The sequence below is a fragment of the Streptomyces sp. NBC_01408 genome, assembly GCF_026340255.1.
In the GTDB taxonomy this organism is placed as follows: domain Bacteria; phylum Actinomycetota; class Actinomycetes; order Streptomycetales; family Streptomycetaceae; genus Streptomyces.
The window spans coordinates 61,658-87,465 of the sequence record NZ_JAPEPJ010000002.1 but is presented as its reverse complement, the minus strand read 5'-3'; the positions used below and the strand labels follow the sequence as shown (position 1 = coordinate 87,465).

At 74.0% G+C, this 25,808-nt stretch carries 19 protein-coding genes; 14 read left to right on the top strand and 5 right to left on the bottom strand.

What is annotated here, in order from left to right; translation table 11 throughout:
* The first annotated feature begins 14 nt into the window (after window positions 1–14).
* From OG447_RS22890 to OG447_RS22870, 5 genes are all read left to right on the top strand, one after another.
* Entirely contained in the window at window positions 15–1,982 is a 1,968-nt protein-coding gene (locus OG447_RS22890; protein WP_266939037.1) for a beta-galactosidase family protein, read from the top strand.
* A gap of 14 nt (window positions 1,983–1,996) precedes the next feature.
* Window positions 1,997–3,040: a galactose-1-phosphate uridylyltransferase gene (galT, locus tag OG447_RS22885; protein WP_266939036.1), complete on the top strand. Its 1,044-nt coding sequence runs from the start codon at window positions 1,997–1,999 to the stop codon at window positions 3,038–3,040.
* Window positions 3,037–4,194 carry a galactokinase gene (gene galK, locus OG447_RS22880; protein ID WP_266939035.1) on the top strand — a complete coding sequence of 386 codons (1,158 nt, stop codon included), beginning with the start codon at window positions 3,037–3,039 and terminating at the stop codon, window positions 4,192–4,194. Before galT ends, galK begins: the two co-directional genes overlap by 4 nt.
* 150 nt (window positions 4,195–4,344) lie before the next feature.
* On the top strand, window positions 4,345–5,304 hold the full coding sequence (locus OG447_RS22875) for an aldo/keto reductase (protein WP_266939034.1): 960 nt from the start codon (window positions 4,345–4,347) through the stop codon (window positions 5,302–5,304).
* On the top strand, window positions 5,301–6,272 hold the full coding sequence (locus tag OG447_RS22870) for a D-2-hydroxyacid dehydrogenase family protein (protein ID WP_266939033.1): 972 nt from the start codon (window positions 5,301–5,303) through the stop codon (window positions 6,270–6,272). Before OG447_RS22875 ends, OG447_RS22870 begins: the two co-directional genes overlap by 4 nt.
* 210 nt (window positions 6,273–6,482) lie before the next feature.
* Here OG447_RS22870 and OG447_RS22865 read toward each other — a convergent pair whose 3' ends face one another.
* Both OG447_RS22865 and OG447_RS22860 read right to left on the bottom strand, forming a co-directional pair.
* On the bottom strand, window positions 6,483–7,346 hold the full coding sequence (locus OG447_RS22865; protein ID WP_266939032.1) for an ABC transporter permease: 864 nt from the start codon (window positions 7,344–7,346) through the stop codon (window positions 6,483–6,485).
* On the bottom strand, window positions 7,343–10,081 hold the full coding sequence (locus OG447_RS22860; protein ID WP_266939031.1) for an alpha/beta fold hydrolase: 2,739 nt from the start codon (window positions 10,079–10,081) through the stop codon (window positions 7,343–7,345). The genes OG447_RS22865 and OG447_RS22860 overlap by 4 nt, the downstream gene beginning before the upstream one ends.
* Window positions 10,082–10,286: 205 nt before the next feature.
* Here OG447_RS22860 and OG447_RS22855 point away from each other — a divergent pair, with 205 nt between their 5' ends.
* The 5 genes from OG447_RS22855 to OG447_RS22835 all read left to right on the top strand — a co-directional run bounded on the left by OG447_RS22855 (window position 10,287) and on the right by OG447_RS22835 (window position 14,416).
* Window positions 10,287–11,822 carry an ATP-dependent DNA ligase gene (locus OG447_RS22855; RefSeq protein ID WP_266939030.1) on the top strand — a complete coding sequence of 512 codons (1,536 nt, stop codon included), beginning with the start codon at window positions 10,287–10,289 and terminating at the stop codon, window positions 11,820–11,822.
* 58 nt (window positions 11,823–11,880) lie between these two features.
* Window positions 11,881–12,567, top strand: a complete 687-nt coding sequence (locus tag OG447_RS22850) for a helix-turn-helix domain-containing protein (protein ID WP_266939029.1) — start codon at window positions 11,881–11,883, stop codon at window positions 12,565–12,567.
* A gap of 46 nt (window positions 12,568–12,613) precedes the next feature.
* Window positions 12,614–12,766: a DUF6126 family protein gene (locus tag OG447_RS22845; protein WP_266940103.1), complete on the top strand. Its 153-nt coding sequence runs from the start codon at window positions 12,614–12,616 to the stop codon at window positions 12,764–12,766.
* 91 nt (window positions 12,767–12,857) lie between these two features.
* Complete coding sequence (locus OG447_RS22840) at window positions 12,858–13,940, top strand: dihydrodipicolinate reductase (protein WP_266939028.1); 1,083 nt, start codon at window positions 12,858–12,860, stop codon at window positions 13,938–13,940.
* Window positions 13,937–14,416: a carboxymuconolactone decarboxylase family protein gene (locus tag OG447_RS22835; protein WP_266939027.1), complete on the top strand. Its 480-nt coding sequence runs from the start codon at window positions 13,937–13,939 to the stop codon at window positions 14,414–14,416. The genes OG447_RS22840 and OG447_RS22835 overlap by 4 nt, the downstream gene beginning before the upstream one ends.
* A gap of 87 nt (window positions 14,417–14,503) precedes the next feature.
* On the opposite strand, the gene OG447_RS22830 is transcribed toward OG447_RS22835, so the two are convergent.
* The 3 genes from OG447_RS22830 to OG447_RS22820 form a co-directional block, all read right to left on the bottom strand.
* Window positions 14,504–16,150 carry a GMC oxidoreductase gene (locus OG447_RS22830; RefSeq protein ID WP_266939026.1) on the bottom strand — a complete coding sequence of 549 codons (1,647 nt, stop codon included), beginning with the start codon at window positions 16,148–16,150 and terminating at the stop codon, window positions 14,504–14,506.
* A gap of 99 nt (window positions 16,151–16,249) precedes the next feature.
* Window positions 16,250–16,762, bottom strand: a complete 513-nt coding sequence (locus tag OG447_RS22825; RefSeq protein ID WP_266939025.1) for a DUF6629 family protein — start codon at window positions 16,760–16,762, stop codon at window positions 16,250–16,252.
* Between the two features lie 180 nt (window positions 16,763–16,942).
* Complete coding sequence (locus OG447_RS22820) at window positions 16,943–18,571, bottom strand: MFS transporter (RefSeq protein WP_266939024.1); 1,629 nt, start codon at window positions 18,569–18,571, stop codon at window positions 16,943–16,945.
* A 588-nt stretch (window positions 18,572–19,159) separates the two neighbouring features.
* Between OG447_RS22820 and OG447_RS22815 the strand changes: the two genes are divergently transcribed.
* From OG447_RS22815 to OG447_RS22800, 4 genes are all read left to right on the top strand, one after another.
* Window positions 19,160–22,723: a S8 family serine peptidase gene (locus OG447_RS22815; RefSeq protein ID WP_266939023.1), complete on the top strand. Its 3,564-nt coding sequence runs from the start codon at window positions 19,160–19,162 to the stop codon at window positions 22,721–22,723.
* 234 nt (window positions 22,724–22,957) lie between these two features.
* On the top strand, window positions 22,958–23,695 hold the full coding sequence (locus OG447_RS22810; RefSeq protein ID WP_266939022.1) for a hypothetical protein: 738 nt from the start codon (window positions 22,958–22,960) through the stop codon (window positions 23,693–23,695).
* Window positions 23,696–23,748: 53 nt separating this feature from the next.
* The gene (locus OG447_RS22805) at window positions 23,749–24,264 is read left to right on the top strand and encodes a protein phosphatase (RefSeq protein ID WP_266939021.1); all 516 of its coding nucleotides are present in this window, start codon (window positions 23,749–23,751) and stop codon (window positions 24,262–24,264) included.
* 85 nt (window positions 24,265–24,349) lie between these two features.
* A complete protein-coding gene (locus tag OG447_RS22800) occupies window positions 24,350–25,789 on the top strand; it encodes a cytochrome P450 (RefSeq protein WP_266939020.1) in 1,440 nt (479 codons plus the stop codon).
* The last annotated feature ends 19 nt before the right edge of the window (window positions 25,790–25,808 follow it).

Sequence of the window (25,808 nt, the reverse complement as noted above, 5' to 3'; positions counted from 1 at the left end):
TCGGGAGTCAGCGCATGCTCACGCACGACAAGGACGGATTCCGGCGCGCAGAGCGCCCCCACCGCATCGTCTCGGGGGCCCTGCACTACTTCCGGGTCCATCCCGACCTGTGGGAGGACCGGCTCAGGCGGCTGCGCGCCCTGGGTGCCAACACCGTGGACACCTACGTGCCCTGGAACTTCCACGAGACCGCCCCCGGCGAGGCCGACTTCACCGGCTGGCGCGACCTCGGCCGCTTCCTGCGCACCGCCCAGGACCTCGGCCTCGACGCCATCGTCCGCCCCGGCCCGTACATCTGTGCCGAATGGGACTTCGGCGGCCTGCCCGCCCGCCTCCTTGCCGTCGACGGCCTCCACCTGCGCTGCTCCGACCCGCGCTTCGAGGCCGAGGCGGACGGCTGGTTCGACCTCGTCGTACCCGAACTGCTGCCCCTGCTCGCGAGCCGCGGCGGGCCGGTGGTCGCCGTGCAGATCGAGAACGAGTACGGCTCGTACGGCAACGACACCCACTACCGCGCGCACGTGGAGCAGGCCCTCGTGGAACGCGGCGTGGACTGCCTGCTGTTCACCGCCGACGGCCCCGAGGACGCCATGCTCCAGGGCGGCATGCTCCCCGGGCGGCTCGCCACCGCCACTTTCGGCGCCCGCCCGGCCGAGCGCCTCGACGTCCTGCGCCGCTACCAGAGGACCGGCCCGCTCGCCGCGATGGAGTTCTGGATCGGCTGGTTCGACCACTGGGGCGAGGGCCACCACGTCCGTGCCGTCGAGGACGCGGCCGAATCGCTCGACGAACTCCTCGCCACCGGCGCCTCCGTGAACCTCTACATGGCCCATGGCGGCACCAACTTCGGCTTCTGGGCGGGCGCCAACCACACCGGATCCCGCCCCGGCGAGCCCGGCTACCAGCCCACCGTCACCAGCTACGACTACGACGCGCCCATCGGCGAGGCCGGGGAACTCACCCCCAAGTTCCACGCCTTCCGCGAGGTCATCGGCAAGTACGTGACGCTGCCGGAGGATCCGCTGCCCGAGCCGCTCCCGCGGATCACCCCGGCCCTGGCCACCCCCGCGGGTACCGCCCCGCTGCTGGGCTCCCTCGAACTGCTCGGCGGGCCCCCGGTACTGCGCCCGGCCCCCGAGTCCATGGAGCGGCTCGGCCAGAGCCACGGCCTGATCCACTACCGCACCACCATCACCGGCCCCCGCCCCGCCATGCCCGTCAAAATCGACGGCCTCGGCGACCGCGCGTACGTCTTCGCCGACGGGGTCCCCCTCGGCGTCCTCGACCGCAACGCGCCCGACGAGGGGCTCGACCTGCCCGTCGGGGAGGCGGGAGTGGTCCTCGACGTACTCGTCCGCGCCCAGGGCCGGGTCAACTACGGTCCGCTCCTCGACGACCGCAAGGGCATCTGGCGCGGGGTGCGCCACGGCCACCAGCAGCTGTTCGAATGGGAGATCCGCCCGCTGCCGCTGACCGACCTCACCGGACTCGACTTCGCAGGGCTGGCAGCGCCGGCCGCAGCTTCGGCGCCCGCAGCACCACCGGCCGCAGCACCGCCTCATCCGGCGGCAGGCAGTGCCCCGGCAGGCAGTGTCCCCGCAGACCCCGCCCCGGCGCACGCGGCAGACCCCGCCTCGGCCGCCACGGCAGACCCCGCCCCGTCCGCCGGGCCGGAGACGGGCCGGCCCGCCTTCCACCGCTTCACCCACGCCCCCGAGCACGCCCCCGCCGACGGATTCCTCGACATGTCCGGCTGGGGGACCGGCCTGGTCTGGCTCAACGGGTTCCTCCTCGGCCACTACGACACCCCGCGCGGCCCGCAGCGCACCCTCTACGCGCCCGGGCCCCTGTGGCGGACCGGTGAGAACGAGATCATCGTCCTGGAACTCGAACTCGAACTCGGACTCGAACGCCCCGGCACCGGACTGCCCCTGCTGGACTGGCCCGACCTCGGCCGCCCCACGGTCGTCACCCTCCAGTGAGAGAGGATCCTCACGTGAAGCGCACGAGCACCCGTCTCGCCGACGGCCGCGAGATCCTCTACTACGACACCGACGACGGCGCGGCCCGCGCCTTCCCCGACACCCGGCCGCTCGGCGCGGCCCCGGCCCAGGGCGCCTCCGAGGTGCGCCGCGACCCGCTGCTCGGTGACGCCGTCGTCATCGCCTCGCACCGTCAGGGCCGCACCTACCACCCGCCCGCCGACGCCTGCCCGCTGTGCCCGTCCACGGAGGGGCGCGCGAGCGAGATCCCGGCCCCCGACTACGAGGTGGCCGTCTTCGAGAACCGTTTCCCCTCCCTCGCCGGGGACACCGGCCGCTGCGAGGTCATCTGCTTCACCCCCGACCACCGCACCTCCTTCGCCGAACTCGACGAGGAGCGTGCCGCGCTGGTGCTGGCCGCCTGGACCGACCGCACCGCCGAACTCTCCGCCCGGGACGGCGTCCGGCAGGTCTACTGCTTCGAGAACCGGGGCACCGAGATCGGCGTCACCCTCGCCCATCCCCACGGGCAGATCTACGCCTTCCCCTTCGTCACCGCCCGCACCACCCGGATGCTCGCCACCGTCGCCGCCCACCGCGCGCGCACCGGAGGCAACCTCTTCGAGGAAGTCCTGGCCGCCGAACGGGGCGAAGGCACCCGCGTCGTCCTCGAAGCGGAGCACTGGACGGCCTTCGTGCCGTACGCGGCGCGCTGGCCGTACGAGGTCCACCTCTACCCGCACCGCCGGGTGCCCGACCTGCCCGCCCTGGGCGACGCGGCCCGGGCCGAGTTCCCCCGGGTCTACCTGGAGCTGCTGCGCCGCTTCGACCGGCTCTTCGACCGGCCCGACCCGACCCCGTACATCTCCGCCTGGCACCAGGCCCCGGCGGGTGCGGGCCGCGCCGACTTTGCGCTCCACCTGGAGCTGTTCACCGTCCGGCGCACCGCCGACAAGCTGAAGTACCTCGCCGGGACCGAATCCGGGATGGAGGCCTACATGAACGACGTCCGGCCCGAGGACGCGGCCGCACGGCTGCGGCAGGTGGCGAGCCGGTGAACGCGGCGGCGCACGGTTTCCGGGAGCTGTACGGGTACCGGCCGGAGGGGGTCTGGGCGGCGCCGGGCCGGGTCAACCTGATCGGCGAACACACCGACTACAACGATGGTTTCGTCCTGCCCTTCGCCCTGCCGCAGCGGACCGAGGTGGCCGCGGCCCGGCGTACTGACGGGATCCTCAGGGTCCACTCCGCCGACGTCCCCTCCGGGGTGGTGACCTTCGAGCTCTCAGCCCTCGATCCGGCGCACCCCCCGCAGGGCGCCGACGGCTGGGCCGCGTACCCGGCCGGGGTGGTGTGGGCCCTGTTGGACGCTGATCTTCCGGTCAGCGGAGCCGATCTGTGGATCCGCTCCGACGTGCCGACGGGGGCGGGCCTGTCCTCCTCCGCGGCGCTGGAGGTGGCCACCGCCCTGGCGTTCACCGACCTGTACGGGCTGCCGCTCACCCGGCCCGAACTGGCCGCGCTCGCCCGGCGCGCCGAGAACGCCTACGTCGGCGTCCCCTGCGGGGTCATGGACCAGATGGCCTCCGCCTGCGCCACCGACGGGCACGCCCTCCACCTGGACACCCGCAGCCTCGAACAGCGCCACATCCCCTTCGACTGCGCGGCGGCGGGCCTGCGCCTCCTCGTCATCGACACCCGGGTCAAGCACGACCTGGCCGACGGGGCCTACGCGCAGCGCAGGAGCTCCTGCCACGAGGCGGCCGAGGCCCTCGGCCTGCCCGCCCTGCGCGACGTCCCGTACGAAGGACTGGAGCGGGCGCTGACCCGTCTCGGCGACCCGGTCAGGCGCAGACGGGTCAGGCACGTCGTCACCGAGAACGAACGGGTCGTACGGATCGAGGAGCTGCTGAGGGCCGGGCGGCTGCGCGAGACGGGCCCGCTGCTCACGCAGGGGCACGCCTCGCTGCGTGACGACTACGAGGTGTCCTGCCCGGAACTGGACCTGGCGGTGGCCACGGCCGACGCGGCGGGTGCGTACGGGTCCCGGATGACGGGCGGCGGTTTCGGCGGCTCGGCCCTGGCCCTGATCGACGCGGACGCCGAGCCGGAGGTGGGCCGGGCCGTGACGCGGGCCTTCCGCGAGGCGGGCTACGCTCCGCCCCGCATCACGGCGGCGGCCCCGTCGGCGGGAGCCACCCGCCTCATCTGACGCGGCCCGCCCCGACCCGACGCTGCCCGGCCCGGCCCGACCGCACCCCCGGTGCGGGAGGGCCGGGCGGATCGGAAGGCGGCTCGCGGACCCTTTTAGACTGACCCGACGATCAGTCAGGCATCACGCGAGTGCGGAGGCATGAAACGCATGCGTTATCTCTCCCTGGGCAGTTCAGGCCTGCAGGTTTCCGCCATCGGTCTCGGCTGCAACAACTTCGGCGGCCGCCTCGACGCCGCCGCCACCCGCGCGGTCGTCGACGCCGCCCTCGACGCGGGCATCACCCTCCTCGACACCGCCGACATCTACGGTGGCCGCGGCGGCTCCGAGCGCCACCTCGGCCAGGCCCTCAAGGGCCGCCGCGACCAGGTCGTCCTCGCCACCAAGTTCGGTTACGCCGGCATGGACATGGAGTACGGGCCCGCAGCCGGCTCCCGTGGCGGCCGCGCGTACATCCGGCGGGCCGTCGAGGAGTCCCTGCGCCGCCTGGAGACCGACCACATCGACCTCTACCAGCTGCACAGCCCCGACCCGGCCACCCCCGTCGCGGAGACGCTGGCCGCTCTCACCGAGCTGGTCACCGAGGGGAAGATCCGCTACATCGGCCACTCGAACCTCACCGGCTGGCAGCTCGCCGAAGCCGCCCACGTCGCCCGCGAGACCGGCGCGGCGCCCTTCGTGTCGGCACAGAACCAGTGGTCCCTGCTGGAGCGCTCGGCCGAACGCGAGCTGGTCCCGGCCTCCCTGCACTACGGCGTCGGCGTGCTCCCCTACTTCCCCCTCGCCAACGGCCTGCTGACCGGCAAGATCCGCCGCGGCGCGCCCGTTCCGCCCGGCTCCCGCCTCGAAGGCCGCGACGCGTACCTCACCGAGGAGCGGCTCGACGTGGTCGAAGCACTGGCCGCGCTCGCCGACAAGCACGGCCGCAGCGTCCTCGAACTCGCCATCGGCTGGCTCTCCGCGCAGCCCGGCTGCGCCTCCGTCATCGCCGGAGCCACCTCCGCCGAACAGGTACGAGCCAACGCGGCCGTCGCCGACCGCCCGCTGGAGCCCGAGCTGCTCGCCGAGATCGACGGGATCGACGGGATCGCGCCGGGCGTGGCCGCGTGAAGGACCTGCTGCGCTGCGCGGTCCTCGACGACTACCAGGAGGCGGCGACCGCGCTCGCCGACTGGTCCCCGCTCGCGGACCGCGTGGAGGTGGTCCCGTACACCGACCACCTCTCCCACGAGGACCGGCTCGCCGCGCGCCTGGCCGACTTCGACATCGTCGTCACGCTCCGCGAGCGGCTCGCCTTCCCGGCCTCCCTGCTCGACCGGCTGCCCCGGCTCAAGCTGCTCGTCGCCAGCGGCATGCGGAACTCGGTGATCGACTACGCGGCCGCCACGCGCAACGGGGTCACCGTCTGCGGCACCGGCAGTTCCTCGACCCCGCCCGTCGAGCTGACCTGGGCCCTGCTGCTCGGGCTGGCCCGCGGCATCGTCGCGGAGAACACCGCCCTGCGCGCGTGCGGCCCCTGGCAGAGCACGGTCGGCGCCGACCTGCACGGCAGCCGGCTCGGCCTGCTCGGCCTCGGCAAGATCGGCAGCCGCGTCGCCCAGGTCGGGCTCGCCTTCGGCATGGACGTGGTGGCCTGGAGCCAGAACCTCACCGCGGAGCGGGCGGCGGAGGTGGGCGTAGCCCGGGCCGCGTCCAAGGAGGAACTCCTGGCCGGCAGTGACTTCGTCTCCGTGCACCTCGCTCTCGGCGAGCGCACCCGCGGCCTGATCGGTGCCGCCGAACTGGCCCTGATGCGTCCGACCGCCTACCTGGTCAACACCTCCCGGGCCGCCGTCGTCGACCAGGAGGCGCTCCTCAAGGCCCTGCACGCGGGCACCATCGCGGGCGCGGGCGTCGACGTCTTCGACGTCGAACCGCTGCCGCGGGAACACCCGCTGCGCACCGCGCCCCGCCTGCTGGCGACGCCCCACCTGGGCTATGTCACACGGTCCAACTACGCCACGTACTACGGCGAAGCCGTCGAGGACATCCGTGCCTTCCTCGACGGCTCACCCGTACGCGTGCTCCCGCTCCCGTAGGACGCCTAGTGTTGTGACCGGAAAGGTTCACCGGGTCGCGCCGCCCGGTACGGCGCCTCGCCGCGTTGTCGGACCGAGCCGGTACGTCCAGTACGAGCCGCGGCCCTCCGCCTTGCGATGCACCGCACCGGACGACGCGCCCCGGCAAACCTTTCCGGCCACAGCACTTGCAGACCGCCCCCGACCGGGGGTTCCCCCGCGGAAGGGGCATCAGGACACGATGTCCTTGCGGGAGAACCCCCGGAAGGCGAGCGCGAACAGCACCAGCGCGTACGACACCGACACCGCCGTCCCCTTGACCATCCCGCCCCACTCCAGCTGCGGCTGCAAGGCGTCCGCCCACGCGAACTGCCAGTGCGCCGGCAGGAAATCGCGCCAGGACCCGAGCGCGGTCACCGCGTCCAGCACGTTGCCCACGATCGTCAGCCCCACCGCCCCGCCGACCGCGCCCAGCGGCGCGTCCGTCCGCGTGGACAGCCAGAACGCCAGTCCGGCGGTGACCAGCTGCGACACGAAGATGAAGGCGACCACGAGGGCCAGCCGCGGGACGGTGTCCCCGGCGGCGAGCGCCCCGCCGGCCGGGAGCTTCAGCGGCCCCCAGCCGTACGCGGCCGTGCCCGCCGCGAGCGCCACCACGGGCAGCAGCACCATCGCCGCCAGGCTGAAGCTCAGCGCCACCACCAGCTTGCTCCACAGCAGCCGCGCCCGCGGTACCGGCGAGGCCAGCAGGTAGCGCAGCGAGGACCAGCTGGCCTCCGAGGCCACCGTGTCCCCGCAGAACAGGGCCACCGGCACCACCAGCAGGAAGCCCGCCGAGACGAACAGGCAGGTCGCGGCGAAGTTCGCCCCCGACGCCGTGGCCGTGTCGATCAGGGTGATCCGGCCGTTCCCGCCGTCCCGGCTGCCCGGCCCGCCGCCCACCGCGAACGCGATCATCAGGATGAAGGGCAGCGCGGCCAGCACCCCGCCCATCACCAGCGTCCGCCGCCGGCGCCACTGCCTGAGCGCCTCCACGCGCAGCGGCAGCGTACGGCTCGCCCGGTAGCCCGGGGCCACCTCCTGTACGGCGCTCACGCCGGACCTCCGATCAGGGTGAGGAACGCGTCCTCCAGCCGGCGGTGCGGCCCCACTCCGGTCACCGGCACCTCCAGCCGTACGAGTTCGGCGATCAGCCCCGCGGCCGTCGCGCCTTCGAGCCGTACCAGCAGCCCCTCGTCGGAGGCCACCACGGAACCCACTCCCTCCAGCGCCGCCACCTTCTCGACGCCCACCTCGTCCACCGGTTCCGCCAGCGTCACCAGCAGCGTGTCCCCGCCGCCGGTGATCTCGGCGACCTCGCCCGCCTGCACGAGCCGCCCGCGGTCCATGACCACCAGGTGCGTACAGGACTGCTCCACCTCCGACAGCAGGTGGCTGGAGACGATGACCGTCCGGCCGCCCGCCGCGTAGCGGATCATCACGTCCCGCATCTCCCGGATCTGCGGCGGGTCCAGACCGTTCGTCGGCTCGTCCAGGATCAGCAGGTCCGGCATCCCGAGCATGGCCTGCGCGATTGCGAGCCGCTGGCGCATGCCCTGCGAGTACGTGCGCACCGCGCGCTCCAGCGCGTCGCCGAGCCCGGCGATCTCCAGGGCCTCCGCCATGTGCGAGTCCTCGGCGGGCCGGCCGGTGGCCTGCCAGTACAGCTCCAGATTGGCCCGGCCCGTCAGGTGCGGCAGGAACCCGGCGCCCTCCACGAAGGCCCCGACCCGCGACAGCACCGGAGCCCCGGCGCGCACCGCGTGACCGAACACCCTGATCTCCCCGGCGTCCGGCGAGATCAGGCCCATCAGCATCCGCAGGGTGGTGGTCTTCCCGGCGCCGTTGGGCCCGAGCAACCCCAGCACCTGCCCCTTCTCCACCCGGAACGACAGGTCCCGCACCGCGTACCGGTCCTGGGCCTTCGCGTACCGCTTCGTCAGTCCCGTGATCTCCAGCGGTACGCCGGCCAGCTCGGGGTCCGGCTGCGCCGCCCCGCCCCGTGCCCCCGCGGCCCCCGGGCGGGTCCGGCGGACCCCGAGCAGCGCGGCGGCCAGCGCGGCAGCGCCCAGCGGCAGCCCCCAGCTCCAGGCGGGCAGCCCCGCGGAGGCGGTCTTCACGCCCGCGGCGACGGGGACGGCCAGGGGGCCCTGCGCCGAGACCGTGTACGCGGCCGGCGCGGCCGGGCTCGCGTAGCCGAGGTCGGTCGCGGCGACGACCAGCCGCAGCCGGTGCCCGGCCTCCACGGCGTGGTCGACCGCGGGCAGGCGGAGCTCCACGGACCTGCCCTCCCGCGCGTCCTCCACGCGGACCGGGGCGACCAGCTGATGGGGCAGCACCTGCTGGCGTCCGTCGGGTCCGACGTCGTACACCTTGCCGAACAGTACGGCGCTGCCGTCCGCGGCCGTCGACCTCACGTTCAGGGTTACGGTCGGGGTCCCGGTGATCCGTACGTCCTTGTCCAGGGGCTCCGACTCGAACCGCGCGTTCTGCCCCGGGAAGTCCAGCGAGAGCCCGGCGCCGAAGGCGGCGAGCTGGCCGCCGATGCCGGGCAGGGCGGACAGCGCGGGGGGCGAGCCGCCCGCCGGATTGGCGAAGGCCTGCTCACGTCCCGTCAGGGCGAACTCGCGCGGGCCGGCGGTGAGCCCGGGATACCGGTCGCCGCTCGCGCCGCGCAGCTGCACCTCGCCGTCGGTGGAATCGATGCCGCCGGAGCGGGAGACCCGGAACGCCGGGCCGGTGTCCGTGCTCCCGTCGGCCCCGCCCTCCTTCAGGTGGCGGTCGAACCAGGCCGTGACCCGGGCCTCGACCCGGTCCGCCTCGCGCACGCCGCCGTCGTGTCCGCCCGCCGCCCAGTCCACGGAGACCGGCGCGCCGTTCGCCGCGATGGCCTTGGCCATGGCATCGGCCTGGTCCAGCGGGAAGAGGGAGTCGTCCTGGCCCTGCACGATGAGGGTCGGCACCTTGATCCGCTCGCCGACGGCCGACGGACTGCGCTGCTCCAGCAGGGCGCGGGCCTCGGGGTCGGGCTTCCCGGCCACCGCGACCCGCTCGTACATCGCGCAGAGCTCGGGCTGGAAGCGCCCGCAGCCGGGGGCGGCCGCCGGATCGGCGGCCCGCGGCGCCTGTTGTGCGGGCTGCCCGGGCTGCGTGCCGCCGGAGGAGCCGGTGGTGAAGAAGATCCCGGCCCACAGCTTCTTGAAGACGCCGCCGGGGAAGAGGGAGTCCGCCAGGTTCCAGTAGGTGATCTGCGGGGCGATCGCGTCCACGCGCCGGTCGTACCCGGCGGCGAGCAGCGAGACCGCACCGCCGTAGGAGGCCCCGGACACGCCGACGCGCGGGTCGCCGTCCGCGTCGAGCCGTACCTCGGGGCGGGTCGCGAGCCAGTCCACGAGGCGGGAGACGTCCTTGACCTCGTACGCGGGATCGTTCAGCCCGATCCGGCCGCCGGAGCGGCCGAAGCCGCGCGCCGACCAGGTCAGCACCGCGTACCCGTCGCGGGCCAGCTGTTCGGCCTGGGCACGGACGTCGTCCTTGCTGCCGCCGAAACCGTGCCCGAGGAGTACGGCGGGACGTTTCTGCGTGCCGCCCGCCGTGAAGTAGGAGGTGTCGACGGCGACGTCCGGCCCGTCGGAGCCGGGCATGTTCACCACGTGGTCCTGGCGGTGCACGGCCGGCGTGTCGTCGGAGGCGGCCGCGGCCGTCCACGTACCGGCCCCCGCGACGACGGCGAGCGCGGCGGCGCCCGCGAGGAGACGGTCGCGGCGGCGCCGGGGCAGTCGGAGCTTCATACGGGAACACTAATCGCCCGGAGCCCCGCGCCCGAGCGCCGCAAGGGGGATGTCCCCACCTTCCCGAGGAGTACGCGGGGGCGCGCCGCATACCGCGTCCGCGGTACACGTGCCGCCCGCCGCCGACCGGTCCGGCGGCCGCCGGTGCACACCGCCGTACGCCACCCGACCTGCGGGGCACGCCCGGCGGCGGGAGGATGGCCGCATGCTGCTGGCCGAACTCGCGCGCGTGTCCAGGGAGGTCGCCGGTTCCTCCGCCCGGTCCCGCAAGACGGCCCTGCTCGCGGAACTCTTCGCCGCGACCCCGCCCGAGGAGGCCGGCCTGGTGATCTCCTACCTCGCCGGACGCCTCCCGCAGGGCCGTCCCGGCATCGGCTGGCGCGCCCTCGGCCGGCCGAGTGAGCCCGCGCCGGAGCCCACCCTCACCGTCCGGGCCGTGGACCGGGCGGTCACCGAACTCGCCGCCGTCGCGGGCGCCGGGGCCGCGGCCCGGCGCAGCCGGGTCGTCGACGGCCTGCTGGGCGCGGCCACCGAGGCCGAGCAGGCCTTCCTGCGCAGCCTGCTGTCGGGGGAGGTGCGCCAGGGCGCGCTCGACGCGGTCGCCCTGGAGGGCGTGGCCGCGGCCGCCGGGGTCCCCGCCGCCGAGCTGCGCCGGGCCGTGATGCTCGACGGCTCGCTGCCCAGGGTCGGCGCGGCCGTGCTGGCCGGAGGCGCGCAGGCGCTCGGCGGATTCGGCCTCCGCGTCGGGCAGCCCGTCCAGCCCATGCTGGCCCACACCGCCACGTCGGTGGGCGAGGCGCTGGCGGTGCTCGGGCCCTGCGCCGTGGAGGAGAAGCTCGACGGAATCCGGGTGCAGGTCCACCGCGAGGGGGAGGACGTACGGGTGTACACGCGCTCCCTGGACGAGATCACCGGCCGGCTGCCGGAGGTGGCCGAGCTCGCCCGGTCGCTGCCGGGGGAGCGGTTCATCCTCGACGGCGAGGTGATCGGGCAGACGGCGGACGGGCGCCCGGTGCCCTTCCAGGAGGTCGCGAGCCGCGTGGGCTCCCGGGTCGACGTGGCGGCCGCCCGGCGGACGCTGCCCGTCGTCCCGTACTTCTTCGACGTCCTGGCCGCCGGGGAGGAGGTCCTGCTCGACCTCCCGGTCAGCGAGCGGTACGCGGCCCTCGCCGCCCTGGTGCCCGAGACCTCCCGGGTCCGCCGGCTCGTGGTCGAGGACCCGGCGGCGCAGGCGGCCGAGGCCGAGGAGTTCTGGGCCGCCACCCTGCGCCGCGGCCACGAGGGCGTCGTGGTCAAGTCGCTGGACTCGGCCTACGCGGCAGGCCGGCGCGGCAGGCACTGGCTCAAGGTGAAGCCCGTGCACACCCTGGACCTGGTGGTGCTCGCCGCCGAATGGGGCCACGGGCGGCGCACCGGCCTCCTGTCGAACCTGCACCTGGGGGCCAGGGCCGCCGACGGTACGCACGCCATGCTGGGGAAGACCTTCAAAGGGCTCACGGACGAGATGCTGCGCTGGCAGACCGCCCGGCTGACGGAGCTCGCGACCTCCGACGACGGCTTCACCGTGCGGGTGCGGCCCGAGCTGGTGGTGGAGGTCGCCTACGACGGCCTCCAGCGCTCCTCGCGCTATCCGGCGGGGGTCGCCCTGCGCTTCGCCCGCGTGCTGAGGCACCGCCCGGACAAGAGCGCGGAGCAGGCCGATACCGTGGAGACGGTGCTGGGACAGCGCGGCACCGACTGATTTTGCCTCTGAGGCAACACGGATTGCCGCCGGGGCAAGATTCTGGCTCAATCGGGGCATGACAACCGGTCCCACCCCCGGCCGAGAAGACGCGGCCGACCCGCCCGCGAGCGGCCCCGACCACAGCGGCGGCCTCGGAGCCGACCACGGCGCCGGGGAACTGCCCACCGTCGCCCCGCAGCTGCGCGAGCTGCGCCGCCGCACCGGGCTCACCCTGGAGGCCGCCGCCGCACGCGCCCGGCTCTCGCCCGCCCACCTGTCCCGCCTGGAGACCGGCCGGCGCCAGCCCTCGCTGCCGCTCCTGCTGGGTCTCGCCCGCACCTACGGCACGACCGTCTCCGAGCTGCTCGGTGAAACCCCGGCCGTCGCCGATCCCATCGTACGGGCCGGCGGTCCGGGCGCCCGGGAGGCCGACGGGTGGACGTACTGGCAGGCCGGCGGCTCCGGCCGCGGGATGCAGGCGCTGCGCGTGCACGTCCCGCACGGCCGCAGCCAGGGCGAACTGGTCCGCGTACACCCCGGAGAGGAGTGGCTGTACGTACTGAAGGGGCGGCTGCGGCTGCACCTGGGGGAGACCGAGTACCTGCTGGAGCCCGGGGACAGCGCGCACTTCGACTCGCTCACCCCGCACCGGATCGGCGCGGCCGGCCCCGGCGGAGCCGACCTCCTGTTCGTCCACACCCTGCTGCAGAGCAGCCTCGCCGGTCTGTGCCTCGGCGCGGCCGCCACCACGCACCACCGATAGCCGAGGAGCCGTACCCGTGTCCCAGGGAGAGAACAACGTGTCACCCGTGTCCGAGGAAGCGCCCGGCGCCGTACGGGCGCGCATCGAGTCGAAGTTCCCGCGCGGCCTGGTGATCCGGCTGATCGCCTACTTGTTCGTCGGCCACCTCTTCGCCTTCTTCGTCTACCTCCTCTTCGTCCTGGGCGCCGGGAACCAATGACCTGAGGGCTGTCCCGCCCCGGTTCCACGGCCGCTCATTCCGGGCCGGTCTGCTTCTGGAAACATGCAGGTCCTGTCGCTACCCTCCGCGCATGATTTCCACGGTTGTCTGGGGTACCGGCAACGTCGGCCGTCTGGCCATCCGCGCCGTCGAGGCCCATCCCGCGCTGAAACTCACCGCCGTCATCGTCCACAATCCAGCCAAGGTCGGCCGCGACGCGGGCGAACTCGGCGGACTCGACCACCCGTTGGGGGTCGCGGCCACCGACGACATCGAGGCCGTCCTGGCCTCCCGCCCGCAGGCCGTGGTGTACGCGGCCTCCGGGGACGTCCGCCCCGACGACGCCCTCGCCGACATCGTCCGGGCCGTCCGGTCCGGAGCCGTGGTCGTCAGCCCCGCCCTCTACCCGCTCTACGACCACCGCAACGCCCCGCCCGAGTTCCGCGATCCGGTCCTGGCCGCCGTCGCGGAGGGCGGCGGCTCGCTCTTCGCCTCCGGAGTCGACCCCGGCTGGGGCAACGACGTACTCCCGCTGCTCCTCAGCGGCCTGGGCACCACCGTCGACGTCATCCGCTGCCAGGAGATATTCGACTACTCCACCTACGACCAGCCCGACTCCGTCCGCTACCTCGTCGGCATGGGCCAGCCCATGGACTACGAGCCGATGATGCTCATGCCCTCGATCCCGACCATGGTGTGGGGCGGGCAGATACGCATGATGGCCCGGGCCCTCGGCGTCGAACTGGACGAGATCCGCGAGACGTCGGACCGCCGTCCGCTCGACACCACCGTCACCACCAGGACGATGGGCGAGTTCGAGGCGGGCAGCCAGGGCGCCATCCGCTTCGAGGTACAGGGCATCGTCGGGGGCGAGCCCCGCATCGTCATCGAGCACGTCACCCGCATCCACGCCTCCTGCGCACCGGACTGGCCCACGCCGCCCGACGGGGGCGACGGCGCCCACCGGGTCGTCATCGAGGGCCGGCCCCGCATCGAGGTCACCATCGAGGCCACCGACGAGGGCGAGAACCGCTCCGCGGGCGGCAACGCCACCGCCGTCGGACGCCTGGTGGGCGCCATCGACTGGCTCACCGAGGCGCAGCCCGGTCTCTACGACGCCCTCGACATCCCGCTGCGCCCCGCCATCGGCAAACTCGGAAGGAAGACCTCATGAGGATCGACATCCCCGAAGGCCAGCACCCGATCGAGTACGTGTGGGGCGACCTGGTCCCCGGCATCGGGATGGCCGCCGCCAACTTCTCCCTGTCGGTGTACGCCCACACCACCCTGGGGCTGCGCGAGTTCGAGGCCGCCCGGCTGCGCGTTGCGCAGATCAACGGGTGCGTCTTCTGCCTCGACTGGCGCACCGAACGGGAGGGGGAGAAGGTCGAGGAGGAGTTCTCCGAAGCGGTCACCGAGTGGCGCACCACCGGTGCCTTCGACGACCGCACGCGGCTGGCCGCGGAGTACGCCGAGCGGTACACGCTCGACCACCACGGTCTCGACGACGAGTTCTGGGAGCGGATGACCGCGCACTACAGCCAGCTGGAGATCGTGGAGCTGACGATGAGCATCGGGTCCTGGCTGGCCTTCGGCCGCCTCAACCACGTCCTCGGCCTCGACAGCGTCTGCGTGCTGCCGGGGCACTGAGCACCGGTGCGGGGTACGGGCACATGGGTCCGGGGCCGTTCGGTGCATCCGATCGGCCCCGGCTTCACTGCGCCCGCCAGGCCCGGGCTACAGGTCGGTGGCGATGATCTTCTCGATGTTCCGTTCGGCGAGCGCCGTGATGGTGACGAACGGGTTGACGCTGGTGTTGCCGGGGATCAGCGCGCCGTCGATCACGTACAGGCCGGTGTAGCCGTGCAGTCGGCCGTAGTTGTCGGTGGCCTTGTTGAGCACCGCGCCGCCGAGGGGGTGGTAGGTGAGGTGGTCGCCCCAGATCTTGTTGGTGCCGAAGAGGTCGGTCCGGTAGATCGTCCCCTCCTTCTTGTTGATCTTGTCGAAGATGGACTTGGCCATGTCGATGGACGGCTGCTTCCACGCCGTCTGCCAGTTGAGGTCGACCTTGCCCGCCGCCGCGTTCCAGGCGAACTCGGCCCGGTGCGGGTTCTTGGTGATGGAGAGGTAGAAGGAGGCGTAGGTCTCGATCCCCGTGGGCAGCGGTGCCACCTCGGCGAAGGCGCCGCCCGCGTCCCAGTTGTCGATGCCGCCGCAGGGGATGGCGGCCTGCACCTTGCCGGTCGGGTCCCACATGTGGTTGGCGCGGCCGCACATGACGTTGCCGTTGTCGCCCCAGCCCTTGCCGATCTCGTCGTTCAGGGCGGGCAGCACCCCGGTGGCCTTCAGCTTGACGAGCAGCTTGCTGGTGCCGACGCTGCCGGCGGCGAAGAACACCCGGTCGGAGGTCACGGTCTTGGAGGCCACGACGGCGCCTTCGGTGTTGAGCTGGCTGATGCTCACGGTGTAACCGCCGCCGGCCGCGGGGGCCACCGAGGTGACCTGGTGCAGGGGGGAGACGGTGACCCGGCCGGTGGCCTTCGCCTCCGCGATGTAGGTCTGCTGGAGCGACTTCTTGCCGTAGTTGTTGCCGTAGAGGATCTCGCCGCTGACCGCCGACTTGGGGACCGTGCCGGCCGCCTCCTTCTCCATGTAGTCCCAGTCGTACACGTCCGGCACGAAGACGAAGGGGAAGCCGGAGCGCTGGGCGTGCTTGCGCCCGACGCGGGCGTACTGGTAGCAGTCCACCGTGTCGAACCAGGCCGGGTCGATCAGGCCGACGCCGAGGCCGGCATTGGCGCGGGGGTAGTAGGTGTCGTACATCTCGTCGACGTCGACCGAGGGCAGTACGGAGGCGAAGTTCTGCCGCTTGGGCGTGACCGCCATGCCGCCGTTGACGAGCGAGCCGCCGCCGACCCCGCGGCCCTGGTAGACGATGATGCCGCCCATTTCCTCGGCGTCGAGGATGCCCGTGTACTTGGGGACGTTCTTGTCGATCGGGAATCCGAGGAAGTTGCTGAGCGGCGCCTTGGTCCTGGTGCGCAGCCAGTAGGAGCGGTAGTCGGGGCTGGTCGTGTGGGCGAAGATCTTTCCGTCGGTGCCGGGTGTGTCCCAGGCCATGCCCATCTCGACCATGTGCACGTCGACGCCGGCCTGGGCCAGGCGCAGGGCCGCGACGGATCCGCCGTAGCCGGTGCCGATCACCAGAACGGGGACGCGGGCCCCGTCGCCGATCGCGGCGGTGGTGGCGGTGGCTGCCCGGGCGTGTGCCGCGGTGACCTGACCGGCCAGCACGACGGACCCCAGGATAGAACTCGTTCTAGCGATGAACCCACGACGGGAAAGTCCATTGGAACCGTTTCTGGGCACGCCATTCTCGCTCATGTGACGTTCCTCACTCTCGGCTGAATGGGAACGAGTTCTACTGCCGCCTGCTTGTGAAGTCACTACATACCTCGAGGTAACTTCGTAACTTTCGGCCGATCACGTCACAGGGCCGGCGGGCTCCCGGCGGCGTACCCAGCCCAGGACCAGCAGGGATGTCACGGCGGCGAGGCCGCACCAGGTGGAGGCGAATTCCAGCCGCCACAGCGCCGCGCAGGCCACCGCCCCGGCGGCCAGTACCGCCCCGAGCAGGCGCAGCCGCCGGTCACCGGCGAGCAGCAGGGCGCCGAGCGTCGCGCCCAGGTAGCCCGCGAGAACCAGCGGCAGGTACGGGACGTCCACCCCGGCCCCGGGTCCGGCCGCGAGGAGCACCCCGAACGGCACCCACACCGCCAGCAGGGGCATGGCGATGACCACCCAGGCCGTGGCCGCCGGGGAGCAGCCGCCGCCCGAGTTCCAGACGGCGGCCTCCACCAGCTGGTGCGCGCCGAGCAGCAGCGGCAGCGCGGCGACGGGCAGGTCACGGGCCCGCCGCAGCCGGACCACGCACACGAGTCCGACGGCGGTGATGACCGCACCCGCCGTCAGATCGGCCGTCGCGCTCCAGCACATGGTGTGCCCGGGGCCAGGTGTCCGCGCTCCGCTACGTCGCGGCCGGCTGCTGCATCGTCGAGCAGCGGATGCCCCCGATGCCGGCGCCCGCCGATCGCAGCAGGGTCCTACGGCTTGGGTTCATGCGAACCTCCGGTGGAAGGGGGATGAGAGGTGCCGGCGCCGCGACGGGCCGCGCCCTCACCGTGGATCCGTCGGCGGAGGCGGCTCGCCCGGCGGGCGTTCGGCCTGGGAGGGTTCGGCCCGCGAGGGTTCGGCCTGCGAGGGCTCGGCCTGGGAGGGTTCGAGCGGCGGTGAGGTCATCGCGCAGTGCGTACGGCACTCCGGCTGGAACCCGCCGGGCGCGGGAGTCCGTACGGTCGCCCAGGCCACGGCGGCGCCGGCCACGAGCATCCCCGCGCACCAGGGCATGGCCCGGTCGAAGGCGGCGTCGAACTGCTCCGCCGAGCGGTACGCCTCCGGCCCCATCCCGGACAGCAGGGGCAGCGCCGCCACCGCGAGCAGCCCGGCCGCGCGCGCCGCGGCGTTGTTGATCCCGCTGGCGAGGCCCGCCCGGCCGGGGTCAACCGAGGCCAGGACGGCCGAGGTCAGCGGGGCCACCAGGGCCACCATCCCCATCCCCATCACCAGCAGCGCGGGCAGCACGTCCTGTCCGTACGAGGCCTGCGGCCCCACCCGCAGCATGAGCAGCGTCCCGGCGGCGCACAGCAGCGGCCCCACCGTGAGCGGGATCCGCGGGCCGATCCGCTCGCCGAGTTCCCCGGAGCGGGCCGACAGCAGCAGCATCAGCACGGTCGTCGGCAGCAGCGCGGCCCCGGCCTGCAGCGCTGAGTAGCCGGAGACCACCTGGAGCTGGAGGACGACCAGGAAGAAGAAGCCGCCGAAGGCCGCGTACACGCACAGGGTGACCAGGTTGACGGCCGTGAACTGCCGGGAGGCGAAGATCTCCGGCGGCACCATCGGATCGGCCCGCCTGCGCTCCACCCACACGAACAGCGCGGCCAGCACGACCCCGCCCACCGCGGCGGCCACGACCAGCGCGGTTCCGGCCCGGGCCTCGATCAGGGCGTAGGTGATCAGCGCCAGCGACGAAGCGCCGAGTGCCGCGCCGAGCACGTCGAACCGCCCGTGCGCGTGCGGATCCCGTGATTCCGGTACGTGCCGCAGCGCTACCGGGACGCACAGCGCGGCCAGCGGCACGTTCAGCAGGAACACCCAGCGCCAGCCGGGCCCGTCCACCAGCCAGCCGCCGAGGAACGGCCCCACGGCCGCGCCCACACCGCCCAGCCCCGACCACAGGCCCACCGCCCGGGCACGGTCCTCGGCGTGGATCGAGCCCTGGATCAGGGCGAGGGAGCCGGGCGTCAGCAGCGCCCCGCCGACGCCCTGGAGGGCCCGGGCGCCGATCAGGACCCCGGCGTTCGGTGCGAGGCCGCACAGCAGGGAGCCGACGGCGAACCAGACCACGCCCAGCACGAAGATCCGGCGCCGCCCGAAACGGTCGCCGAGCGCCCCGCCGACGAGGATCAGTCCGGCCAGGGTCAGCAGGTAGGCGTTGACGGTCCACTGCAGGACGGCCAGGTCGGCGCCGAGGTCCTCGCCGATGCGGGGGAGCGCGACGTTGACCACGGTCGAGTCCAGCAGCGCCATGCTCGACCCGAGCACGGTGGTCAGCACGATCCACCGGCCCCGCGCGGTGCCCAGCCGGACCCCGCCTCCGGGGTCCGGCCCTGGGCCGGCGCCGGAGCGCGGCCCGGGTGTCGCAGGCACGCCGGGGGTGGAGGCGGGTTCGCCGGGCGTCGCGGTCATGACTTCAGGCTGGCGCGCGCGGCCGGGTCCAGCCACCTGGCGGGCCCCTGCCCCTGCGGGGGGCTCGGCGGTGTGTGCGTGTGCGGCGCGGCTGCACGGGGCTCCGCCCCGGACCCCGCGCCTCAATCGCCGGCGGGGCTGGGTTTGGCCTTGGCCCCTGCGGGGGCTTGGCGGGGTGTGGGTCGGGGACGCTCCGGAGTGTCTCCTCGGCTGGCGCACTGAGCCCTGGCTGCGCATGCCCGGCCCGGGTTGCGCGCTCGTCCTGCGGGGACTCTCCTGCGCGTCGCCGCCCCACGGCCGGGCTTCGGAAGCGGGGCCCGGTGTCAGCCGTGGCGGTGTGGGTCGGTGCCGCTCCGGAGTGTCTCCTCGGCTGGCGCACTGAGCCCTGGCTGCGCATGCCCGGCCCGGGTTGCGCGCTCGTCCTGCGGGGACCCTCCTGCGCGTCCCCGCCCCACGGTCGGGCTTCGGAAGTCGTGGCGGCTGGTTTGGCCCTCTTGTAATGGCCATGACTACTCCTCCACCATGACCCGCGCACGTCACGCACGCCCTTTCCGCACATCCTGCACACGGCGTCCGAGGAGACCACACGTGGCCCAACGCAACAGACGACCCTTACGCGCGGCGCTCGCCGCCCTCAGCTCGGTCCTGCTGCTCCCCCTCGGCGCGGGTGTCGCCGCCGCCGCGCCGGAGCCCGGCCCCGCCCCGAGTGCGGCCGAGCGCAAGATCGAACCCAAGCTGCGCGCCCAGCTCGACGGCTCCGCGAAGGCCGTCTTCTGGGTCTACCTCGACAGCGCCGCCGACCTGACCGCCGCGGGTGAGCAGCAGACCCGCGCCGCCAAGGCGGAAACGGTTCTGCGGGTCAAGAAGGACCACGCCGCGCGCAGTCAGGCCGAGGTCGTCAAGGCGCTGGAAGGCGCCAAGGCCGAGTACACCTCGTACTGGATCGTGAACGCCGTGCGCGTCGTCGGCAGCGAGAAGCTGGCCGGGGCCCTGGCCCAGCGTCCCGAGGTCTCCCGGATCGACGCCGACGACAAGGTCACCCTCCCCAAGCCCGCCGAAGGCAGCCGGGAGAAGGCCGTCGCCGACGCCGTCGAATGGAACATCGACCGGATCAAGGCGCCGCAGGTGTGGGACCAACTCGGCGTCCGCGGCGAGGGCATCGTCGTCGCCAACATCGACAGCGGCGTGGACCACACGCATCCGGCCGTGGCCAACCAGTACCGCGGCAAGAACGCGGACGGGTCCTACGACCACAACCACAACTGGTTCGACCCCGCGGGAGTCTGCTCCACCGCCGCGCCGTGCGACAACAACGACCACGGCACCCACACCATGGGCACCATGGTCGGTGACGACGGCGGCGCCAACAAGATCGGCGTGGCCCCCGGCGCCCGGTGGATCGCCGCCAAGGGCTGCGAGTCCAACTCCTGCTCCGAGGCCTCCCTCCTCGCCTCCGGCCAGTGGATCGTCGCCCCGACCGACCTGAACGGCCAGAACCCGCGCCCCGACCTGGCCCCGCACATCGTCAACAACTCCTGGGGCGGCTCGGGCGGCGACACCTGGTACCAGGAGATCGTCAGCACCTGGCGCGCGGCGGGCATCTTCCCGGCCTTCTCCAACGGGAACTCCGGACCGGGCTGTTCCACCAGCGGCTCGCCCGGCGACTACGCGAGCTCATACAGCTCCGGTGCCTTCGACATCAACAACGCGATCGCACCCTTCTCCTCGCGCGGCGCGGGCCCCGGCGGCATCCTCAAGCCGAACATCGCCGCCCCCGGTGTGAACGTCCGCTCCTCCGTCCCCGGCGGCGGGTACGAGGCCTTCTCCGGCACCTCCATGGCCTCGCCGCACACCGCGGCCGCCGTGGCCCTGCTCTGGTCCGCCGCGCCCGCCCTCGAAGGCGACATCGCGCAGACCGAGTCCCTGCTGGACGGCACCGCGCAGGACACCGACAGCAGCCAGTGCGGCGGCAGCCCCGCCGACAACAACGTCTTCGGCGAGGGCAAGCTCGACGTGCTCGCCGCCGTGAACTCCGCCCCGCGCGGCGCCCTCGGCGCCCTCGGCGGCACCGTACGCTCCGGTGGCGGCGAGCCCGTCGCGGGCGTCCGGATCACCGCCGACGGTCCGATCGACCGTACGACGACCACCGCGGCCGACGGCAGCTACGGCTTCGCCGCCCTCTCAGTGGGCGACTACACCCTGACCGCCGCCAAGTTCGGATACGGGCAGCAGACGGCGGCGGCGAAGGTGACCGAGAACGCCACCGCCACCGGCGACTTCACCCTCGCCCAGGCCCCCTCCGGCAAGCTCACCGGCACGGTCTCCTCGGCCGCCGGCCCCGCCGCGGGCGCCTCCGTCACCGTCGTGGACACCCCGGTGACCGCGACCACCGACGCGCAGGGCCGCTTCGAGGTCACCCTGCCCCACGGCACCTACGACGTGAACGCCACCCACGCGTCCCGGTGCGTCACCGGCGGCACGGCCAAGGTCACCCTGGGCGGCGACGCCACCGTCGCCGTGAACCTCCCCGAGCGCACCGACGGCTACGGCTACGCCTGCGCCGCCGCGGGCGGCCGCCCGTACCCCGCGGGGAGCCGCCAGCTCGCGCTGACCGGCGACAACACCACCGAGCGCGTCGAGCTCCCCTTCCCGCTGCCGCTGTACGGAAAGACGTACGGCCAGGCCTGGATCGGGACGAACGGCACGGTCAGCTTCGGCGGCAACAACACCGGTGACATCAACGGGGACATCCCGAGCACGGCCACGCCCAACGCGGCCCTGTACCCGTTCTGGGACGACCTGGTCGTCGGCGCGGCGGGCAGCGGCTCCGGCGTCTTCACCGCCGTCACCGGCACCGCCCCGCACCGCAGCTACGTCATCGAGTGGCGCGAGGTGGCCCACTGGTCGGCGCAGACCGAGAAGTTCTCCTTCTCGGCGGCGATCGGCGAGGACGGCACCGTGACCTACCACTACAAGGGCACCGGCGGAACCGGCATCAAGGGCGGCTCCACGGCCACGGTCGGCGTGGAGAACGCGACCGGGACCGACGCCTTCAAGTACTCCTTCAACACCGCGGTCATCTCGGAGGGCCTGTCCATCGGCTTCCGGACCACCAAGAGCGGCGTCGTGGCCGGCCGGGTCCTCGACGCCAACGACGGCAACGGCGTCGCGGGCGCCACCGTCACGGTGGGCACCGGCGACTCGGCGGTGTCGGCGACCACGGCGGCGGACGGCGGATACGTCGTCCAGAGCCCGTCGGGCTCGCGGGCCGTCTCCCTCGCCGCGCCGCAGTACGAGTCCGGGCAGGCGACGGTGGACGTCAAGGCCGCCGACGTCACCATGGTGACGCAGTCGCTGCGCACCGGCCGGGTGACGGCGTCCAAGCCGTCCGTGGAGGTCGTCCTCCCGGCGGACCAGAAGCGGACCCGCACCCTCGACCTGACCAACCCGGGCCTCGGCACGGACTTCACGGTCGCCGAGGACGCGGCCTGGCTGACGGCGGCGCCCGCCACCGGGAACCTCCCGACGGGCGCCAAGACCCCGGTTGGCCTCGCGGTGGACACCACGGGCCTGGCCCCGGGGACGGTCCTGACCGCTGACCTGAAGATCACCTCGGCGAGCGGCCGGACCCCGGTCCTCACCGTCCCCGTCAAGGTCGTCGTGCCCCGCTACCAGGTCGCCCTGGACGCGGGCTCCGACTACGCGGGCACGGACACCGTGGGCGACAGCTGGTCCCCGGACCGGAAGTACACCCCGGGCTCCTACGGCTACCAGGGCAACGCCTCCGTACAGTCCACTGGCCGCACGATCGCCGGAACGGACGACCAGCGGCTGTTCCGCAACGCCCGTGAAGGCATGTACGAGTACCGCTTCGACAACGTCCCGAACGGCACCTACACGGTGGAGTTGGGCTTCGCGGAGCTCTCCTCCACCAAGCCGGACAAGCGCGTCTTCGACGTCCTGGCCGAGGGCACCCAGATCCTGCCCTCCCTGGACATCTCCCTGGAGGCGGGCACGTACAAGGCCCTGACCCGCACGTACACGGTCACCGTCACGGACGGCGTGCTCAACGTCCGCTTCGTCACCCACAGCGGCTTCGGCAAGCCCCTGCTGAACACCCTCCGGGTGACCGACCGCCCCGACCAGGGTTAGGCCGTGTCGTCGAAGTCCCGTCGGGCCCACGGGCGGCCGCCGCCACTTTGACGACACTCCCTGCTCCCTGACCGCGCACCCCGAGGGGGCGGGCCGCCACACGGCGCCCGCCCCCTTCGGCCGTCCCGGGCGGCGATCGGGACGGGCAGCCCCCACCGGCATTCGGGTGGTGGGGGCCCGGGCGCGAGGGGACGTGCCCGGACCGTCGCGGCGGGCTCGTTAACGTGGGCGACCATGACGCTCCTGAGCGAACAGGCCGAGGACATCAGGGCCCTCGTGGGCCGCGCCGACCCCGGGGCGGCCTGGGCGGTCGGCGGCCCCGAAGGCACCCACGCGGGGTCGCACCCCCGGGACTCCCCGGGAAACGGGGACGCGGTCCTCGACGTCGGCGGGCTCGCCGCCGTCCTCGCGCTGTGGCCCGTCATCGGAAGCCTCGTCGAGGAGGGCACGCTCCAGCTGCACACGCCGCTCGCCGCCTACGGGGACCCCGCCGCGAGCCGGATCCCCGCCGGCACCACCGCCCACCACCTGCTCACCCACTCCGACGGGGCCGCCGCCCTCACCGGCCTCGCCGAACACCTGGGCGGTGGCCCCCTCCACGACCTCGCCGCCACCCGCGTCTGGCAGCCGCTCGGCATGACCGGGACCCGCTTCGAGGCGGGCACCCTCCGCGCGCCCCTGGCCGACCTGGTCCGCTTCCTGCGCCACGTCGTCTCCCCGGCGGGCGCCATCCGGGCCTGGGCCGCCGAATCCCTGCGCATCCGCACCGGCGAGCTGACCCCGGCCCGCGGCCTGCTCTGGCACCCGGCCCCGCACGGTGTCTGGGCCCACCCCGGCCCGGCCCCCGGCGGCCCGGCCCTCTGGGTCTGCCCGAGCCGCCGCCGCTGGGCCCTCCTGCTCCCCGGCGGCGGCCCCGCCACCTCCCTCCGCAGCGCGTTCCGGGACGCGGTCTTCCGCCCAGACCCGGCCTGAACGAGCCGGTGTCTGGGTACGATCCGGACTCTTGCCCCGGGAGGCCGCACCAGATGACCGAGACCCGTCGCCCCGACCGTGACGTGCCCGCCCCGACCACCCGCTGGGACGAGGTCGCGCCCGGCCTCTGGATGGGCGGGCACGTCTGGACCGACCCCGGGGGTGAACTGCGGCCCGCCGTCGTGGCGGACGAGTTCGGCCTCGTCATCAGCCTCTTCACCCGGCCCGGCCACGGCCCCGGCCCGGCCGCCGAGCACGTGGTGGCGGAGATGCCCGACGCGGCCCTCACCGGCCCCCAGCTCCGTACGGTCCAGCGCCTCGCCCGTACGGCGGGACTCGCCCTCGACTCCGGCCTCACCACGCTCGTGCGCTGCCACTCGGGCTACAACCGCTCCGGCCTCGTCGTCGCCCAGTGCCTCATCGACCGGGGCCTGGCCCCGGCCGAGGCCATCGCGCTCGTGCGGCGCAGGCGCTCGCCGTGGGCCCTGCACAACGCGTACTTCACCGGGTACCTCACCACCGGACTGGACACCGCCGCGCAGCCGGCCGAGCCCGGCCCCCTGCCGTAGCGCTCGGGGCGCGCGGCCCGCGGGAGCGACGTACGGTGATGCCGATGTCGCCGACCGTTGATGTTCCCGCTGCGGAGGTACACGGATGCGTACGGTCCAAGGGGTCGCCCTCGACGGGCTCAGGGCCCGGGTGCGGGCCCTCGCGGAGCGCACCTGGCTGCCGGTGCGGCCCGCGCCCGGGGACGCCCGGGGGAGCGGTCCGCCCGCCGCCCGGTACGGCCGGTCCCGCCCGGCCGCCGGGGGAGCCGGTCGGTCGCCCCGGGGCGGGACACCGGTCGCGGACCGGGGCCCGGCCGTGCCGTCCCTCGGCGCGGGGGCTCCCGGCCGGCGGACATCCGTAAAGGAATCGATTCCGCGTGCCGCCGCCCTCGTCCGCGGCTTCGCGTCCACCCGCCCCCGCCCCGGCACGGCCCGCTCCTCCGCCGCCGTCCTGCGCGCTCTGCGGGCCCGGCGCGGAGACGAGCCCGTCCTCGTCCGCGCCCGCTCCGGCCGGACGGTGCTCGTCCTCCTCGCCCCCGGGGACGTGCGCCGGTTCTACGCCGAACCCGCGAGCGTCCTCGCGGCCGAGCCGCCGCAGCCCGCCGGCCTCGGCTGCCCCCACGCCGGACCCGGCCGCGAGCAGCGGCAGGCCAGCGAGGAGGTGCTCGCCGCGGGCGTCCCCGTACACCCCTCCTGCGCCGCCTTCCTGACGGCCGTGGCCGAGGAGGCCCGGCACCTGACCGCCTCCGGCACCCTGGAACTCGCCCGCGCCCGCCACGCCATGGGCCGCGCCGCCCGCCGGATCGTGCTCGGCGACGCAGCCGCCGCCGACGAGGAACTCGCGGGCTGGCTCGGGCAGTCCCGGGCCAAGAGCCGGGCCCGCGCCGCACGCCGCATCCGGGAGTACGCCCTCCACGCCGGCCCGGGCACCCTCCTGGGGCGGGCGGCCCGGCACACCGGCCCCGACGCCGTCACCGACCCGTTCGGCCAGGCCCGCCAGTGGCTGCTGGCCATGGAGTCCCTGCCGGCCACCCTGCTGCGCACCCTGCTCCTGCTCGGCGCGCACCCGGCCGAGCAGGACGCGGCCGCCGCGGAGGCCGCGGGGGACGCCGCCCGAGGCGAACTGCGCAGACTGCGGGCCTGCGTACGGGAATCACTGCGCCTGTACCCGGTGGTGCCCGACCTGATCCGGACCACCCGCACCGAGACCGAGTGGCGGGGCGTGCGCTACCCGGCCGGCACCTCCGTACTGCTGCCCGCCGCGTTCCACCAGCGCGACCCCGAACGGGTCCCGGCCGCGCACGTCTTCGTACCGGGCCGGTGGAAGAACCCGGACGCCGACCAGGACATCCGGATGGCGCCCTTCGGCCACGGCGGAGGCCGCTGCCCGGGCGACCAGCTCGGCCTGCTGGTCACGGCCGCGTTCTGCGCCGAGGTGCTACGGGGCCACCGCGTCGGGAGGTCCCGGCCGGTCCTGGACCCGGTGGGACCGCTGCCCACGACGCTCGACCCGCACGCCATCCGGCTCACCCTCACCCGCCGCTGACCCGCCCCCGCGCCCGCAC